Genomic DNA, 16,763 nt, shown 5'->3' with positions numbered 1-16,763 from the left:
AAGGAAAATAGAGGGAGTGAAGACAATGAACAAACGCCAAATCGGCACATCTGATTTAGTCGTTTCCGAGATTTCTCTAGGCTGTATGTCGCTTGGAACAAACGAACATATTGCGTCCGAAATCATTGACCGTGCATTAGACTCGGGGATTAATTATTTAGATACAGCAGACTTATACGATCAAGGAATAAACGAATCGATCGTCGGAAAAGCCATTAAAGGGAAGAGAGACAAAGTAATTTTAGCGACAAAAGTAGGAAACCACTTTGAGCCTGGTAAAGAAGGTTGGTATTGGGATCCATCTAAAAAACATATAAAAAATGGGGTTAAAGATAGTTTAACGAGGTTAGGTGTAGATTATATTGATTTATACCAACTACACGGTGGTACGATTGAAGATCCAATAGATGAGACCATTGAAGCTTTTGAAGAGCTCAAACAGGAAGGAATCATACGATATTACGGAATCTCCTCCATTCGACCAAATGTCATTCGGGAATACATAACTCGTTCCAATATTGTCAGTGTCATGATGCAGTATAGCCTGTTAGACCGTCGGCCAGAGGAAAATGTGCTGGATTTGTTGCATGAGCATAACATTAGTGTCATTGCTAGAGGGCCAATGGCAAAAGGAATGTTAACAACAAATGGATTAGCACAGGTTGAAAAGAAAGGACAAAATGGTTATTTGGATTATAGCTATGGGGAATTAAAAGGGGTAGTGTCTCGGTTTTTGGAATTAGCAGAAGATCGAACTGCGAATGCATTAGCACTGCAATATGTTTTACAGCATCCAGCGCTAGCAACAGCTGTTTTTGGGGCAAGTTCAATCGAGCAGCTGGAAGCTAATTTACGTTATGGTCATAGTAAACCCCTAGATGATGACTTATATAAGGAGTTACAGGCCATCTCTAAGCCGAATGTTTATGATGCACATCGATAACGATGGAATGCAACACTTGTATATTAAACAAAAGCATGTGAAATGCAATTATGGTTTCACATGCTTTTCATAAACCTATTCCTCGCTCACTGCAACTATAACTTTTTCTTCTGCTTCTTCCCATCCTTTACATACATCGATCCATTCACTTGCATTCGAGTACGCAAATAATTCTTCTAGTGTTAGTTCGATAGCCGAGTTCGTACTACCACAGGCTGGGAAAAGCGTTTCAAATCGTTTCATGGATACATCTAAGTATACTTTCAACTCCTGCTTTAATCCAAAGGGGCATACACCACCGATGACATGTCCAGTTTGTTCAAGCACTTCATCAGGGGAGAGCATCCTTGCTTTAAAGCCAAAGGTCTGGCGAAATTTCTTGTTATCGATTTTGGCATCTCCTGCTGCTACGACTAAAATTGCTTTATTCTCCTCTCCTCTAAAAGAGAGTGTTTTCGCGATTCGTGCTGGTATTACGCCGATGGTCTCTGCAGCTTCCTGAACTGTTGCACTAGACGATTCAAATTCCATTATGTCCTGCTCACGATTCCACTGTTTAAAATGGGCTTTTACACTTTCCAATGACATTTGGATCACCTTCCATCTATGTATTGTTCTCCAAAGCTTAACACACTTTAACAAAATATAGCAATAAAGTATAGATTACGACGAAATGATCAAATATTTAATAGTAGTTTCCCTACACTTTGCCTGCTCTCAAGCAATCGATGGGCATTTTCTACCTCATTAAGTTGGAAAATCTCACCTATCTTGATGTTCAATTTTCCTGTAGCAAGTAACGGAATTACCTTTTCTGCTGTTGGTTTTACGAGATGCGGACGTAATTTGCGCATCGTGCCAAAGCTAAAGCCGAGAACAGAACGACAGCTATTATGTAGATCTTTCGATTGAAAATGACCAACTTCCCCACTCGAATTTCCAAATTGAACGATTCTGCCAAACGGAGCTAAACAGTGGAGACTTCTTTCAGAGACACTGCCAGCAACCGAGTCCAATATAACATTGGCACCTTCGCCATTCGTTAACTCATTTACGCTTCTAGCAAAGTCTACTTCCTTATAATTAATGACTTCATCCGCTCCTGCCTGAATCGCTACCTCTACCTTTTGCTCACTACCAACCGTACCAATGACTTTTCCCGCACCTAATATTTTTGCCATTTGGATTGCAGTCGTTCCAACACCACCAGCTGCCGCATGAATTAGAACCGTTTCTCCTTTTTCAATTCTAGCTATATGATGTAATAGCTTGTAAGATAGGAAGGAAACAATCGGACTAGCTGCGGCTGTTTCAAAGTCTAATTCGTCTGGTATAGGAAAGGTTAGCTCGGAGCTTGCCACTGCATACTCGGCATAGGATCCACTTTTCGGAAAGGAAATAACCCGGTCCCCAACCTTCAGATTCGAAACATTGGCACCCACCTTCTCAATTACTCCCGCAGCATCAATTCCAGGAATAAACGGTGTTTTCCCCTTCCCTTTCTTCCCTTGCCGCGCTTTAATATCAGCGAAGTTAACACTAGTTGCTTCCACACGAATTAATACATCTTCGTCTGTAATGGTGGGAATATCTATGTCCACATACTTCAGTACCTCTGGACCACCAAATTTTGATACAAGAATCGCTTTCATCCTATTCCTCCTCACTTTCACAAAACGCTGATGATCACACTGTAGATGCACTTTCCTAGTAAGTATTTTGAATTTTTTTACTACGGGATTATTATATCAAAACTCGTTCAAAAACACCCAGAATTCACCTTATTCACTCCGCATAATGCCCACCTACTAAGCCACTCCGATGAACCGCTGTTCCTGCTTTCGTGTAGGAAACCGCTCGAAGGAGAGCCGCACTTCCGTATTTGTTTCGAATTCCATCCATTGTATGGGCTAGTGCACGCTTCTTTTCTCGACCCTGGTCAAATAAATCGAGCTGCATATAGTCATCACTTGTGATGTTTGATAAGGAAATGGATAGTTGTCTAACGGTCTTCCCCTCATAAAATTGGTGAAATAGCTGCATACACACATCAAAAATATCGGCGGTGAGGTTTGTGGGCTCATCTATTGATTTCGAACGATAAAACCCACCCCCACCTTCATTTTTGCTATAGCTTAAGCCGAAGCTTACCGTACGACCTGCTTTATGAGCCTCCCGCGCTCGTTTTGCCACCTCTTCACACATTTCTAATACAACATAACGCACTTCCTCTGGATCCTTATAATCTCGCAGCAAAATTTGACTTTTTCCGAAGCTAATTTGCCCTTGCAAAATGGGCGCACCTAATTCGGATAGATCCACACCATTTGCATGGTAATACAATTGATTTCCCATGACCCCAAAAGCTTTTTCTAGCTTTTTTAGCGGATAGGTTGCAAGCTGTCCTACTGTCATAATCCCCATGCGATTTAATCTTCTTTCTAATCTTGAGCCTATCCCCCACATCTGACTTAACGGTGATACAGACCATAGTTTTTCTGGTACATCTTCATATGTCCATTCTGCTATCCCTTTCTTTTTTGCCTCTAAGTCTAAGCAAAGCTTCGACATTAACATATTTGGACCAATTCCAACAGCAGATGTAATTTGGAATGATTCTAAAATTTCATCCTGAATCATTTTTGCGAGCTCGTGTGGTGATCCCCAAATTCTTTCCGTCCCTGTTACATCTAAAAAGCTTTCATCAACACTATAAGTATGAATGGACTCTTTCGGTACATAGCGATTAAAAAGTCTAGTGATTTCAACCGATATTTCCAAATATAATTTCATTTGTGCCGTTACGATGACAATCCTCGGATCGTTCGGAATTTCATATAACCGATTCCCTGTTCGAATACCAAAATCTTTTTTTAATGCTGGTGAGGCTGCTAATACAACACTTCCAGACCGTTCTATATGCCCCACTACTGCAAGATGACAGGTCATTGGGTCAAGTCCTCTAGCAACAGCTGCACAGCTTGCATAAAAGCTTTTCATATCAATACAAAGAATTTTTCGCTTTGGAAACATTCCATAATCAATGGTTGGGTTACTCATTGCTATCCGCTCCTAAAAATCTGTTTATCTTATATTATGCGAATATACGTTCGTATAATCAAGTGTATTTTTTTCCAGAAAATGAAACATTGTGATTTGTAGGTTCGTAAATAAGAAAAGGAGGGGAAAAGATTGAAAAAATTTCTATCGTTTTTCATTACCATTCTCATTTTAATTGGAGCAAACTATTTTGCAGCAATGATATTTCAGCTAAAATTTATAGATTTAGCCTTTTTTATTGGTCTTATCGGTGCTGTTGTGATTCGATTTTTCAACTCATCAGGTGGATTTATGAGCAGAAAGTTAGACATGGAAATCCAAAGTCAGACAGGAATGAAAATGAACATGGAACAAAAGCATTACATACCAAATATCCCATTCCACGCATCCCTAACTTACACAATCATTGCAGCGATTTTGACCTTCCTGCAATACAAGGACTACTTTTTTAATTGATGAATTCCACATTTTTTTATATGATTATAAGAAAAGCGTAAGCACCTTAGCGGAACCCTAACAGGAATAGGATTTTTACGAATAGGGAATTAACTGAGGTGGTCGCTTAGCAAAACAAAAAAGGATAAGTGGAAGCGCCTTCTATAACTGGCAAACTTTTGCTATATCTTACTATAAAAAGAGGGTCAAGATGGAAAAATACTCACCGTACCGAACATTTACAAAAGACGAATGGGCAAAGCTTAGACTGAATACTCCCATGACATTAACAGAAGCAGAAGTAAAGGAATTACGAGGCGTCAACGAAACGATTTCCATCGAAGAAGTATCAAATGTTTATTTACCATTAACGAGGCTCATCAATTTATACATTACAGGATCTCAACAGCTCCATTCTGTTTCCGATATCTTTTTTGGAAAAACAACGAAGAAAGTCCCTTTTATTATTGGACTAGCCGGAAGTGTAGCTGTTGGAAAAAGTACAGCAGCACGAATTATTAAAGCATTACTTTCCAAATGGCCAAATCATCCAAAGGTTGAAATTATCACGACAGATGGCTATTTATATCCAAACAGAGTGTTGGAGCAACGGGATTTGATGAACCGCAAAGGATTCCCAGAGAGCTATAATACAAAAGCACTTATCGATACATTAATTCAATTAAAATCGGGAGCCAAAAAAGTCCAGGTACCAGTATACTCGCACCTGTACTATGACATTATCCCAAATGAGCATTACGTATTAAAACAGCCAGATATTGTCATTGTAGAAGGAATTAATGTCCTTCAACCAGCTCGAATGCAAAAGAAAACTCTTCCAAGTGTATTTGTTTCGGACTTTTTTGATTTATCTATTTATGTGGATGCGACAGAAGAGGACTTATTGAGATGGTATGTAGACCGATTCCAGAAACTAAAGAAAACTGCATTTAACAACCCAGAATCCTATTTTAATCGCTATGCGAGCTTGAATGAAGAAGAAGCCGAAGCGAAGGCAACAGAAATTTGGAATACCATTAACAAAGTGAACTTAGTAGAAAATATTAGACCAACACGAAATCGAGCGGATATTATTTTACATAAAGAAGAGGATCATATTATAACGAAGGTAAAGCTTCGGAAAATATAAACGACAGAAGACGTGTGATGGAATTCACACGTCTTCTGTCGTTTAACTTAAATGAAATATGGCAGGATAGCTGTAGGAGAATAATAAAAAAGGCAGTAAATCAAAGAAAGTACATCTTATTTCCAATTCCAGGCTGTATTTCTAAGCTGGAATGAAGCGCGAATTATAAAAAGAATTCGACGCGTGTTTTTACCTGAAAGACGAATAAAAATGCCCTTTTGACGCGTATACAGGATTTAGAAGAATAAATACCGAAAACAGATGAGTAACATTTCATTTTGGAAGAATATTTCCCTTTGAACGACGAGTATTTATACTTTTCTGTATTATTCTTTAGACTTTTCTCATTAATGCTAAGGCATTCTATTAATCGGTCCCTCACTCAGCCAGTAAAACGTACATTGATTTCTTATTCCGGTTCCTACTTGCTAGAAGAATATCCACCATACAATTATGTTCCTTGCTCGCATCACTTCTTCGAAAACTGCTTTCTAAACACTTTTTCAAACAAGCTTGGAAACAGTTGATATAACCTGCTACCGAACTCCATCCATTTTGGTAAGTTGATTTCACGAGTAGGTCGGTATAGTCTAGCCACTACTGTTCTCGCTACTTTTTCTGGATCAAGCAAATAGCGTTGAACTGCTTTTTCATAGCTTCCTGAAGGATCTGCGGTTTGAAAGAAGCTCGTTTTCACAGGACCTAAATTAACAGCAGTTACATAAATCCCTTTCTTCTCTACTTCCATGCGAAGTCCATTTGTAAAGCCTAAAACGGCATGCTTTGTAGATGCATAGCCTGCTGCTTTTGGTGTTGCCATTTTCCCGGCCTGTGATGCAATATTCACGATATGTCCTTCTTTCTTTTTTAGCATATGAAGCAAAAAGAACTGAGAAGCTTGAATAAGTCCATGCACATTTACAGCAAACATGTGTTCAAAATCACGATAATCCATCTCATCCACTTGTTGAAACACACCAAAGCCTGCGTTGTTGATAAGGACGTGAATGTGCCCAAAATCGTGAACAATAGACTCCATTGTTTGCTGCCACTGCTCCTTATTTCCTATATCACACACATAATAGGCGGATTTAATTGAAAGCTTTTCCTTTAGTTCCGCTGCTAGGCTCTTGAGCTTTTCTTCGGAACGGGCAACAAGAATTGGCATAGCTTTGTTCTCGGCAACCTGCCATGCCAACTGTTGCCCAATTCCGCTAGACGCTCCAGTTATGATAATGTTTTTTCCATTTAGGGACTTGTTCATATTGGTAACTTCCTTTAATTTGCAGTATAGACGTAAGCGTCCTCTTCTTTACTAATGTTTACTTTCCCAATCGATTCTAAGTAATCCAACTGCCCGACTGTCTCCGAAAGGGTTAACCCTAGTTGCGATTGGTATTTTGTCGGAAATAGCTTTTTCGTTGTTTCGTAAACAGTAAGCGGCTTATCCTGAAGGAGGTGATATACTTTATCCGCTCTTGCCTCTTGTTTTTGGAGTCGCTTATGAATAATATCTTGAACACCATGAAAAATAGGTCCATGTCCTGCATATACAGCATCTATTTCATAAGGAAGTAGTTTTTTTAATGCTTCCCTGTGCTCTAGTAATGGCTTTGGTCGAGGTAAATGTTGTTCATCAGGTGGCTCCAACAACGGATTTGGCGAAATGTGAGCAAGAACGTGATCCCCAGCTAACAAAGATTTATCTTTTCCATTGTAAAAAGATAAATGGCTTCGTGCATGGCCAGGCGTCTCGATTACCTGCCAGTCTGGATGCCCAGGAAGTGTATCATGTTCTTGTAAAAATCCAGTTAGCTCTCCGATTCCCCCGTATTTCAGTGTTCCCTTTAACGAATACTGAAACGATTTAAATTCATTCGGAATTCCAAAATCCCTATAGAGCTGTTGAAAAAAGTGTAAATAGTTCTCTAAAAATGTCTCATCCCTGCGCAACCAAGGCTGATTACGTTTATGACCATAAATTCCGTGAGCACAATCAAATCTATCCACAAATCCAGTATGATCTGGATGGTGATGAGTTAAAATTACTTGTTCAATATCCTCAGGAAGATAGCCAAAACCTTTCAATTGATTTTTAAAAATGTCCCAAGCCTCATCTGTACGAACCCCAGCATCAATAAGACTTAGTGTATCGCCTTTTACTAAATACACATGTACATCCCCTACCGGATATGGTGTCGGGATGGTCATTTGCATTAATTTTTCCGTCTTTATCATTTTGCATCCCTCTAATCAAATAAATGAATGGCTATTCATTTATTGTACCGCTAATTTTCGTTTTTGTCATTTTTTCCGTAAGAAAAAATGGCATGGATTGTCCTTCTTAATATCGTAGGTAGCGTTTCAAAGGAATAGGTTAGCTCCAATCTCTCTGTCCATTGATGAGCATCCTTGCCATATGGTCCAATATTTAATATTGGTACCGTTATGGGATTATCTACATCCCGTAAAATGTACCCCTTTTCATCTAGAGGCATATTTTGTTGCAGTAGGTCTATCCCCTCCGTTGACGTTTTCGGTCCGATAAAGCTTAAATCCGATAAGCCCGGGAAAAACTGGACTTTTTGCAGATGTAGATGCATGTCTTCCTTTACATAATGCTGTATGTCATTCGTTACCTGTTGAATTAAAGGATGATTATTTGAGGAAACTGCCGGATAAAAAGGCGGACTATAAAATAATACAATCATTGGTGCGAGATCCTTACATAAATTAGCCAAATCTTGTACTAGAATAGTAGAAAAATCTCGATCTCCATGATTCCGATTGCTAATTAGTAGATTTTGCCGTCGCAGTACCTCCTGTTCTCCGACACGTTCTACTGCTTTCTCATAAAGCTCTTCATATAATAAAATGTTTACCCTAACATTTGCATCATATTCTATACCGGAATGTGCCGAATAAATAGCAGCTTTTTGTTGATAATGTTCTTCTATATGTGTCGTTGCTCTTTTTGCTGCTTGTACTAACTTGTCCGTAATTTCCTTGATTCCTTGCTTCATATATAGCAAGTTATACATGGCGATTGCAGAAATTGGAGTTTGAACCGAATACTCCTCTTTTAGGTCCCGATTCATTAAGCTAATTGGTGGTGGTGTTGTTTCCTCTGCTACCTTTTCAATGAAGTCTTCATGAAGCTCTAATTCCTGATTTAAATAACTAATCATTACATTAGCATTCACTCCTGCAAATGGCTCCCCAACATGGGTTTCTTTCCCGTAACAATAAAATCCAGGTAACAATTTACCAATAGAACCAGTATACATATATAAGTTCTCTTCACCAGGAAATTTTCGAAAAACAGGCTCCGTTTGCAAACATGTAATATAGTTTATGTTAAACTGCTGCTCGAAGCGCTTTAAAACCGGTAAAACCTCTAACATACCAGACGAATTTGCTTCTTCATCTGGAACGGCAACTAATAAAACATTACCGTCAAACTCACCATGAATCGCAGCTTCGAGCAGGCTTAAATTTAGGGTAATCCCTGCCTTCATATCCATCGAGCCTCTACCAAATAACCAATCTCCTTTTTGCAAATCCTCTTGTACCTCTTTTGGCAATAGATGTGGATCTCTTTTAAAGGTTTCGGTTAATTGTTTTGGATGAAATGCGAGATTTACAAAGGAACCATAATCTTCTACATCCACTACATCTACATGACCTAATAAGATAATCGTATCTTTAACGCTAGGATTTTTTCGAACAAATGCTGTTAATAGCTGTCTTCCATCCTTAAGAGGCTGCAATGCTAGATGCGTTGGATTCGCTTGAAAATACTCATACTCAGAAAGAAGATGATGCATATACTGGACAATTTCAATCTCTCCATCAGTCCCTGTAATACTAGGTATTTCAATTAGTGAGCATAATAGATTCGTTAACTGCTCCTTCGACTGCCATTTCATGGATTCGTTACTCCCTTCTACTCATTGACTTTTTCGCTAAAATCTTCCACAATCATGATGAATATACAAAGGGGTGGAAATGTGACAACAAAAATTTATGCCCATCGTGGTGCAAGTAAATATGCTCCTGAAAATACAATGCCTGCTTTTCAATTAGCATTGGAAATGAAAGCAGACGGTATTGAAACAGATGTTCAATTAACGAAAGACGGGGTTCCGATTTTAATTCACGATGAAAAATTAAAAAGAACAACAAATGGAACAGGATTGGTTCAAGATTATACGTTAGAAGAATTAAAGGAACTGGATGCCGGAAGCTGGTTTTCTAAATCGTACCAAGGCACAAAGCTCGTAACATTAGAAGAATTGCTACAATGGATCAAACCAACCTCTTTATTTTTAAACATTGAATTAAAAAACAACATCATTGATTATGAGAATCTTGAGAAAATTGTTTATAATTTAGTTGTAACATATGGGATGCTTGGTCGTACAGTCTTTTCTAGCTTTAATAAAAACAGTATTAGAAGATTGCATAAACTAGACAAGAACGTGAATGCTTGCTTCTTAACTTCTAGAAAAATTCGTCGGCTAAAACATTTCCTACGTTCCATTGGTGCTACTGGCGTTCATGCAAAATATCGATTGATAAATACCGATTTTGTGTCCGAGTGCAAAAGGCATGGATTTGATTTACGTGTGTATACGGTAAATAAGCCCTTTTCGATTGTACGGTGTTATCAATTAGGCTGTACTGCGATCTTTACAGACGTTCCTGATGTCGCCTATGATTTATATGAAAAGTTACCGCTAGAAACAAAATATAAACGGAAGAATCCATTTCGCAGAAGGTGAGTTAGTTTGCCCTTCTGCTTTAATATGCTATTGTAAAAATAAATCGAAAAAAATGGAGGATAACTATATATGACAGCTAAATTATTTACACCATTTACAATAAAAAACGTAACCTTTAAAAATCGCATCGTCATGTCACCAATGTGCATGTATTCTGTAGAAACAGAAGACGGAATGGTAAAACCATTTCACCTAACTCATTATGAAAGTCGTGCAGCAGGTCAAGCTGGATTAATTATTGTTGAATCAACAGCAGTTACACCTGAAGGCCGGATCTCCCCACAGGATTTAGGGATATGGAGTCATGCGCATGTAGAAGGATTCAAGAAAATCAATGAAGGTGTCCATCGCCACGGGGCCAAAAGCGGCATCCAATTAGGGCATGCTGGTAGAAAAGCAGCTGTACAAGAAGAAATATTCGCACCTTCTGCACTTTCATTTAGTGATGCCTATAAAACGCCTAAAGAAATGACAATTGAAAAAATACAGGAAACGATTGGTGCATTCAAATCGGGAGCAAAGCGTGCAAAGGAAGCTGGTTTTGATGTCATCGAAATTCATGGTGCCCACGGATATTTAATCAATCAGTTTCTATCCCCATTAACAAATAAACGAACAGACGAATACGGAGGATCTACCGAAAATCGCTACCGCCTATTAAGGGAAATTATTGAAGCTGTTCAAGAAGTATGGAGTGGACCGCTGTTTGTTCGTATTTCCGCAAATGAGTACGGTGAAGGCGGTAATACGATAGAAGATATGCTCTATTTTGCTAAAGAAATGCATAAACAAGGTGTCGATTTAATAGATTGTAGCACTGGCGGGGTTGTACCAGTAAAAGTGAAATCTTACCCAGGATATCAAGTGAACTATGCCGAAATAATTAAAAAGGAAGCAAATATTCCAACTGGAGCTGTTGGTCTCATTACAAGTGGTCTACAGGCAGAGGAAATTCTTCAAAACAATCGCGCAGATTTAATATTTATTGCTAGAGCCTTTTTACGTAATCCCTATTGGCCGAAACAAGCCGCAGATGAATTAAAGGTAACGATCGAAGGACCAGAGCAATATAAGCGAGGTTGGAACGTATAAGTATAAACTCTCCCAACAGCCAGGAGGATTAAAAATGGAATTGTATTTTCTCGGAACTGGTGCAGGAGTTCCATCTAAAAATAGAAATGTATCATCTATCGCCCTACAACTACTTCAAGAACGAGGAACAGTATGGTTGTTTGATTGCGGAGAAGCGACCCAACACCAAATATTGCACACATCCATAAAACCAAGGAAAATCGAAAAGATCTTTATTACCCACTTACACGGAGACCATATTTTTGGTTTACCTGGTTTACTTGGTAGTAGATCTTTTCAAGGGGGAACAGAGCCAGTAGAAATTTATGGACCGATTGGTATTCGTCATTTTGTGGAAACCGCTTTAGAAGTTAGCCAAACCCATTTAAAATATGAGGTGCATTTCATTGAAATAAATGAGGGACTCCTTTTTGAAGACGAGCAGTTTAAAATCTATACGAAAAAACTGCAGCACGGAATCGATTCTTATGGCTATCGAATAGAGGAGAAAAATAAAATTGGCGAGCTAATGCCGGAAAGATTAAAAGAAGCTGGAATTAAGCCTGGACCGATTTATAAGGAAATTAAGGAAAATCCACAGATTACACTGGCAGATGGAACCATTCTTTATCGAAAGGATTTCGTCGGGCCACCTAAACAAGGGAATGTCGTAACCATTTTAGGAGATACCCGTTTTTCTAAAGAGCATATACCGTTTATCCAAGACTCCAATATACTTGTACACGAAGCAACATTCGGTGCGAATGACGAGCATTTAGCCTATGAATACTATCATTCCTCCGCTAATCAAGCCGCACAATTAGCTTTAGCTGGTAAAGTGCATAAGCTTTTATTAACCCACATATCCTCTAGATATCAAGCAGAGGATATGCAACCAATAGTAGAAGAGGCACAAAAAGTATTTCCTAATACGGTATTCGTTCAGGATTTTGATCGTGTTCAAGTATAAGAAGGAGTGATTAATATGGATATTCCAAAAAAAGTACGTGCTCAAAAGGAATGGTTTCATAGTGGTAAAACATTACCATATACATTTCGGAAGCAACAGCTAGAGCGGTTGAAAAAAATGCTCAAAACATATGAAGCAGAAATGTATGCAGCCTTAAAAAAGGATTTAAATAAGTCCGAATACGAGGCCTTTTCAACAGAGATCGGTATCTTATATTCCGAGGTATCGGATGCTTTAAAAAAGTTAAACAGATGGATGAAGCCTGATAAAGTGAAAACACCTATTTCTCATACCGGTTCCAAAAGCTATATCTACAAAGAACCTTATGGTGTTACGTTAATTATTAGTCCATGGAATTATCCACTTAATTTAACAATTGCGCCATTAGTGGGGGCAATTGCAGCTGGTAATTGTGCTGTTATTAAACCGTCTGAATTTACGCCAACTGTATCAAAGCTGCTATCTATCATGATCAAGGAAACCTTTGATGAAAATTACATTACGGTTGTGGAAGGAGAAAGAGATGTAAGCGAAGCCCTTCTAAATGAAGAGTTTGACTATATCTTCTTTACCGGAAGCCCCCAGGTTGGAAAAATTGTAATGGAGAAGGCAAGTAAATATTTAACTCCTGTAACCCTTGAATTAGGCGGTAAAAGTCCATGTATTATTGATAAAGATGCTAAGCTTGATCTTGCGGCAAAACGGACGGCATGGGGTAAATTTATCAATGCTGGGCAAACGTGTATTGCCCCCGATTATTTACTTGTACACGAGGATGTAAAGACTGCTTTTCTTGAAAAACTAGATAAAGCTATAGCAGATTTATATGGTCAAGATCCGCTTCAAAATGAAGAATATACGAAAATCATAAATGGACGTCATTTTAACAGATTAAAAGACTACATGAATGACGGTCGAACCGCAATTGGTGGAAAAGTGGATGAGGTAAGTCAAAAAATTGCTCCAACAGTTGTCGAGGATATAACATGGGATCATCCGGTAATGAAGGATGAAATTTTTGGACCTGTATTACCGTTACTTACCTTTTCCAATTTGGATGACGTAAAAGAACATATTTTAAAGGCACCAAAACCTCTTGCCCTTTACTATTTTTCAGAGAATCGAAGGAATCAAGATTGGATAATTGAAAACATTCAATATGCAGGTGGTTGCATAAACGATACTATTTTCCATTTCGCAAACCCTTATCTCCCATTTGGTGGTGTTGGAACGAGTGGTATGGGCGCTTATCATGGAAAAGCATCCTTTGACTCCTTTTCTCATCATAAAAGCGTACTCAAGCAAACAACAGCATTTGATATGGCCATTCGTTATCCGAATTCAAAGCGAGGCTTGAAGATTATTAAGCGGATTATGAAGTAATGATGGGAGTGCATAAGATAGAGATTATAGTAGGATAATCTAAGAAGGATACGGAGCTAAGATTTTCTCAGAACTTATTGTTGATGTACGTAAAGAACTAAAATAAAAATTTCAAGAAAGTCTTTGAACAATTAAGTCAAATCATGCAAATAAATACGAATTCATGTTATAATATAGGTGAAAAGTCATAGAATAGAAAAAACCGTTCTATGCTGCAACATAGAACGGCTATAATAGACCAACCCTATCAAGAGGGGAAGGCACAGTAAGAGATAATCCCTCACTGCCTCGCAAAAGCACATGAGGGATTATTTATTGCTTTTTTCAGACATGATAAATGCTATTAACGTTCCGAATGAAATCATCAGAGTTAACACATCTTTCACATCCATAGCTATCACCTCCTCTCTTGGGATACATCCCAAAAGAAAAAGTGTGCCTTATCCCTCATGTGAAGCTTGTCTATTATAAAATATATTATACCACAACACGAACGTATGTTTCTATCCTTCGCTTTAATTTACATTTACCAGACTAGAGTACTTATTCAAAAATTCCCTTTACCACAGTTTTTGTATCCTTCACCATTTGTCTACCTTTCGCACACACATGTTGTATTTCAAGACTAATCCAAAACAGCAATCTCTACATCATATAAGAAACCCAATGGACAATAGTAACTTTCCATTGGGTTTCTTAATTATTTCTTATTTTTTAATTTTGCTAGAGCCTCTGCTAGTGCTGGATTTGTGAATTCTTCATTCTGTTTTTTCATATATTTTTGTACATCTCTTTTCGAAACTTTCCCTTGCTTTTCCTTCTTTTTCCTTGCTTCAAATGTAGAAAGCTTTTCACGATGTCCACAGCTACACGTAAAGATTTGTCCTTCTCCTTCACCACGCAACTCTAATCGTTTATGACAATTTGGACATCTTGCATTTGTCTTTTTCGCCACATTTTTCCTATGGCCACAGGACCTATCTTGGCAAACGAGCATCTTTCCTTTTTTGTTGTTAATTTCTAGCATTAACTTACCACATTCCGGACATTTCGTACCCGTAATGTTATCATGTTTAAATTTCGTATCTCTGCCTTTAATCTCGCTTACAATTTCTTTCGTATATTGTTTTATTTCTTCGATAAATGTTTGTTTGTTTAATTTTCCTTCTGCAATATTGGATAGCTTTTGTTCCCACTCAGCAGTTAAAGCTGGAGATTTTAAGTCAGCAGGGACAAGCTCTAAAAGCTGTCTTCCTTTATGGGTTAGATAAAGGTATTTTCCTTTTTTCTCCATGTATTGACTATTAAATAGTTTTTCAATGATGTCCGCTCGCGTTGCAACCGTTCCAATACCACCAGTATTGTGGATGGTTTTTACTAAATGCTTATCTTCTCCATCCATAAACTTTACTGGATTTTCCATCGCTTGAAGTAAATTTCCTTCTGTAAAGTATTCTGGTGGCTTTGTTTCACCTGTAGTTAGGACTACTTGAATGTTGGAAATGCGATCGCCTACTTGCAGTGCAGGTAACTGTTGCTCGTCTTTCTCTGCATCATCATTAGAATCTCCACGATTAAAAACCTGTTTAAAGCCTTGCTTTACAATTTTTCTTCCCTTCGCTTCAAAGCGCTCATTACCAATTTGAGCCGTTACTTTAATTTGTTCATATTCAAATGGTGGATATAATACTGCTAAGAAGCGTCGGACTACTAAATCGTATATTTTTCGTTCTTGGTCATTTAAATCTGGTAAATACACTTTTTCTTCTGTTGGAATAATAGCATGGTGATCTGTTACTTTTTGATCATCTACAAAGCCTTTATGCACTTTAATCGTTTGCTTTAATAGTGGTTGTGCTAGTTTCGTGTATTCATCTACACTACACGCCTTAATACGATCTTTAATCGTCGGAACAATATCAGATGAGATATAGCTAGAATCTGTTCTCGGATAGGTAAGAACTTTATGTTGTTCATATAACCTTTGCATGATCGATAAGGTTTGTTTACCGGAATAGCCAAAAATTCGGTTGGCATCCCTTTGTAACTCTGTTAAATTATAAAGCTTAGGTGCAAAGCTTTTCTTTTTGTTGGCTTCGACATTGGTAATCATAAGCTCTTTATTACGGATTTCTTCGATTCTCTTTTCGGCGTTTTCTTTCGTAAAGGTTCGATTGGATTTCGTCTTGGAATCAAACCACGTTAAGGAAAATCCTTTATTAGTGTTAGCCTTTATGCCGTAATAGGTTTGTGGCTTAAAGCTTTTAATCTCTGCTTCTCTTACAGCTAACATGGCCAAGGTTGGGGTTTGCACACGACCACTGGATAATTGTGCGTTGAACTTTGTAGTAAGTGCACGAGTCGCATTTAAACCTACGTACCAATCCGCTTCTGCCCGAGCAACAGCGGATGCATATAAATTTTCATATTGCTTACCATTCTTTAATTGTTTAAAGCCATCCCGTATCGCTTTATCGGTAACAGAGGATATCCATAAACGTTTTATTGGTTTAGTTGTCCGTACTTTTTCTAAAATCCAACGAGCTACTAGCTCCCCTTCTCTGCCGGCGTCTGTTGCAATAACAATTGCACCAACATCTTTTCGTTGTAGCTGCTGTTTTACAGCGCTAAATTGCTTACCTGTTTTCTTCATAACTACTAACTTTAAAGGTTTCGGAAGCATTGGTAAATCTTCTATTTTCCATTGTTTATATTTATCATCGTAGGCTTCTGGGTCCGCTAATGTTACTAAATGACCAAGAGCCCACGTTACAATATAATCTTTTCCTTCATAAAATCCGTTTCCTTTTTTCGTACATTTTAAAACTCTTGCAATATCTCTTCCTACAGAAGGCTTTTCTGCAAGTACTACTGTTTTACTCATGTAAACATCCTTTCATAGGGTAATACTGACCCATACTTATTTATTTTAGCTTACTATTTGGGATTTAGCCAGAAAGGACACAG

15 protein-coding genes are annotated in these 16,763 nt (G+C 38.1%); 7 read left to right on the top strand and 8 right to left on the bottom strand.

Going from position 1 to position 16,763, the window contains the following annotated elements; genetic code table 11:
* Positions 1-25: 25 nt before the first annotated feature.
* Positions 26-943, top strand: a complete 918-nt coding sequence (locus tag C1A05_RS05220) for an aldo/keto reductase (RefSeq protein WP_102027123.1) — start codon at positions 26-28, stop codon at positions 941-943.
* Positions 944-1,018: 75 nt separating this feature from the next.
* Here the strand turns inward: C1A05_RS05220 and C1A05_RS05215 are convergent, their stop codons facing one another.
* The 3 genes from C1A05_RS05215 to C1A05_RS05205 all read right to left on the bottom strand — a co-directional run bounded on the left by C1A05_RS05215 (position 1,019) and on the right by C1A05_RS05205 (position 4,003).
* Entirely contained in the window at positions 1,019-1,531 is a 513-nt protein-coding gene (locus tag C1A05_RS05215) for a YbaK/EbsC family protein (protein WP_102027122.1), read from the bottom strand.
* An 89-nt stretch (positions 1,532-1,620) separates the two neighbouring features.
* The gene (locus C1A05_RS05210; RefSeq protein WP_102027121.1) at positions 1,621-2,595 is read right to left on the bottom strand and encodes a quinone oxidoreductase family protein; all 975 of its coding nucleotides are present in this window, start codon (positions 2,593-2,595) and stop codon (positions 1,621-1,623) included.
* A 133-nt stretch (positions 2,596-2,728) separates the two neighbouring features.
* Complete coding sequence (locus tag C1A05_RS05205) at positions 2,729-4,003, bottom strand: DNA polymerase IV (protein ID WP_102027120.1); 1,275 nt, start codon at positions 4,001-4,003, stop codon at positions 2,729-2,731.
* 132 nt (positions 4,004-4,135) lie between these two features.
* Between C1A05_RS05205 and C1A05_RS05200 the strand changes: the two genes are divergently transcribed.
* Together C1A05_RS05200 and coaA are read left to right on the top strand one after the other, a co-directional pair.
* A complete protein-coding gene (locus C1A05_RS05200; RefSeq protein ID WP_102027119.1) occupies positions 4,136-4,459 on the top strand; it encodes a hypothetical protein in 324 nt (107 codons plus the stop codon).
* Between the two features lie 190 nt (positions 4,460-4,649).
* Positions 4,650-5,588: a type I pantothenate kinase gene (gene coaA, locus C1A05_RS05195; protein WP_102027118.1), complete on the top strand. Its 939-nt coding sequence runs from the start codon at positions 4,650-4,652 to the stop codon at positions 5,586-5,588.
* Between the two features lie 469 nt (positions 5,589-6,057).
* Here coaA and C1A05_RS05190 read toward each other — a convergent pair whose 3' ends face one another.
* Genes C1A05_RS05190 through C1A05_RS05180 form a run of 3 tightly spaced genes read right to left on the bottom strand, consistent with a single transcriptional unit; the run spans position 6,058 to position 9,517 of the window.
* The gene (locus C1A05_RS05190) at positions 6,058-6,852 is read right to left on the bottom strand and encodes an SDR family NAD(P)-dependent oxidoreductase (protein ID WP_102027117.1); all 795 of its coding nucleotides are present in this window, start codon (positions 6,850-6,852) and stop codon (positions 6,058-6,060) included.
* Between the two features lie 14 nt (positions 6,853-6,866).
* A complete protein-coding gene (locus C1A05_RS05185; RefSeq protein WP_102027116.1) occupies positions 6,867-7,826 on the bottom strand; it encodes an MBL fold metallo-hydrolase in 960 nt (319 codons plus the stop codon).
* A gap of 50 nt (positions 7,827-7,876) precedes the next feature.
* Positions 7,877-9,517: a M20/M25/M40 family metallo-hydrolase gene (locus C1A05_RS05180; protein WP_102027115.1), complete on the bottom strand. Its 1,641-nt coding sequence runs from the start codon at positions 9,515-9,517 to the stop codon at positions 7,877-7,879.
* An 81-nt stretch (positions 9,518-9,598) separates the two neighbouring features.
* Here C1A05_RS05180 and C1A05_RS05175 point away from each other — a divergent pair, with 81 nt between their 5' ends.
* From C1A05_RS05175 to C1A05_RS05160, 4 genes are all read left to right on the top strand, one after another.
* Complete coding sequence (locus C1A05_RS05175; protein ID WP_102027114.1) at positions 9,599-10,372, top strand: glycerophosphodiester phosphodiesterase; 774 nt, start codon at positions 9,599-9,601, stop codon at positions 10,370-10,372.
* Between the two features lie 69 nt (positions 10,373-10,441).
* Complete coding sequence (namA, locus tag C1A05_RS05170; RefSeq protein WP_102027113.1) at positions 10,442-11,464, top strand: NADPH dehydrogenase NamA; 1,023 nt, start codon at positions 10,442-10,444, stop codon at positions 11,462-11,464.
* Between the two features lie 34 nt (positions 11,465-11,498).
* Positions 11,499-12,413, top strand: coding sequence for a ribonuclease Z (gene rnz / locus C1A05_RS05165; RefSeq protein WP_102027112.1), 915 nt, complete (start codon positions 11,499-11,501; stop codon positions 12,411-12,413).
* 15 nt (positions 12,414-12,428) lie between these two features.
* The gene (locus C1A05_RS05160) at positions 12,429-13,796 is read left to right on the top strand and encodes an aldehyde dehydrogenase (protein ID WP_102027111.1); all 1,368 of its coding nucleotides are present in this window, start codon (positions 12,429-12,431) and stop codon (positions 13,794-13,796) included.
* A 308-nt stretch (positions 13,797-14,104) separates the two neighbouring features.
* On the opposite strand, the gene C1A05_RS18525 is transcribed toward C1A05_RS05160, so the two are convergent.
* Together C1A05_RS18525 and C1A05_RS05155 are read right to left on the bottom strand one after the other, a co-directional pair.
* Entirely contained in the window at positions 14,105-14,188 is an 84-nt protein-coding gene (locus C1A05_RS18525) for a putative holin-like toxin (RefSeq protein WP_373419466.1), read from the bottom strand.
* A 308-nt stretch (positions 14,189-14,496) separates the two neighbouring features.
* On the bottom strand, positions 14,497-16,680 hold the full coding sequence (locus C1A05_RS05155) for a DNA topoisomerase III (protein ID WP_102027110.1): 2,184 nt from the start codon (positions 16,678-16,680) through the stop codon (positions 14,497-14,499).
* Between the last annotated feature and the right edge of the window lie 83 nt (positions 16,681-16,763).

The organism is Salirhabdus sp. Marseille-P4669 (genome assembly GCF_900240405.1).
In the GTDB taxonomy this organism is placed as follows: domain Bacteria; phylum Bacillota; class Bacilli; order Bacillales; family Alkalibacillaceae; genus OEQK01.
This window is presented reverse-complemented; position numbering and strand designations above follow the sequence as displayed.

Coding starts and splice junctions, on each gene's coding strand:
- C1A05_RS05220 (WP_102027123.1), top strand. CDS start 26: ATGAACAAACGCCAAATCGGCACATCTGATTTAGTCGTTTCCGAGATT.
- C1A05_RS05215 (WP_102027122.1), bottom strand. CDS start 1,531: ATGTCATTGGAAAGTGTAAAAGCCCATTTTAAACAGTGGAATCGTGAG.
- C1A05_RS05210 (WP_102027121.1), bottom strand. CDS start 2,595: ATGAAAGCGATTCTTGTATCAAAATTTGGTGGTCCAGAGGTACTGAAG.
- C1A05_RS05205 (WP_102027120.1), bottom strand. CDS start 4,003: ATGAGTAACCCAACCATTGATTATGGAATGTTTCCAAAGCGAAAAATT.
- coaA (WP_102027118.1), top strand. CDS start 4,650: ATGGAAAAATACTCACCGTACCGAACATTTACAAAAGACGAATGGGCA.
- C1A05_RS05190 (WP_102027117.1), bottom strand. CDS start 6,852: ATGAACAAGTCCCTAAATGGAAAAAACATTATCATAACTGGAGCGTCT.
- C1A05_RS05185 (WP_102027116.1), bottom strand. CDS start 7,826: ATGATAAAGACGGAAAAATTAATGCAAATGACCATCCCGACACCATAT.
- C1A05_RS05180 (WP_102027115.1), bottom strand. CDS start 9,517: ATGAAATGGCAGTCGAAGGAGCAGTTAACGAATCTATTATGCTCACTA.
- namA (WP_102027113.1), top strand. CDS start 10,442: ATGACAGCTAAATTATTTACACCATTTACAATAAAAAACGTAACCTTT.
- rnz (WP_102027112.1), top strand. CDS start 11,499: ATGGAATTGTATTTTCTCGGAACTGGTGCAGGAGTTCCATCTAAAAAT.
- C1A05_RS05160 (WP_102027111.1), top strand. CDS start 12,429: ATGGATATTCCAAAAAAAGTACGTGCTCAAAAGGAATGGTTTCATAGT.
- C1A05_RS18525 (WP_373419466.1), bottom strand. CDS start 14,188: ATGGATGTGAAAGATGTGTTAACTCTGATGATTTCATTCGGAACGTTA.
- C1A05_RS05155 (WP_102027110.1), bottom strand. CDS start 16,680: ATGAGTAAAACAGTAGTACTTGCAGAAAAGCCTTCTGTAGGAAGAGAT.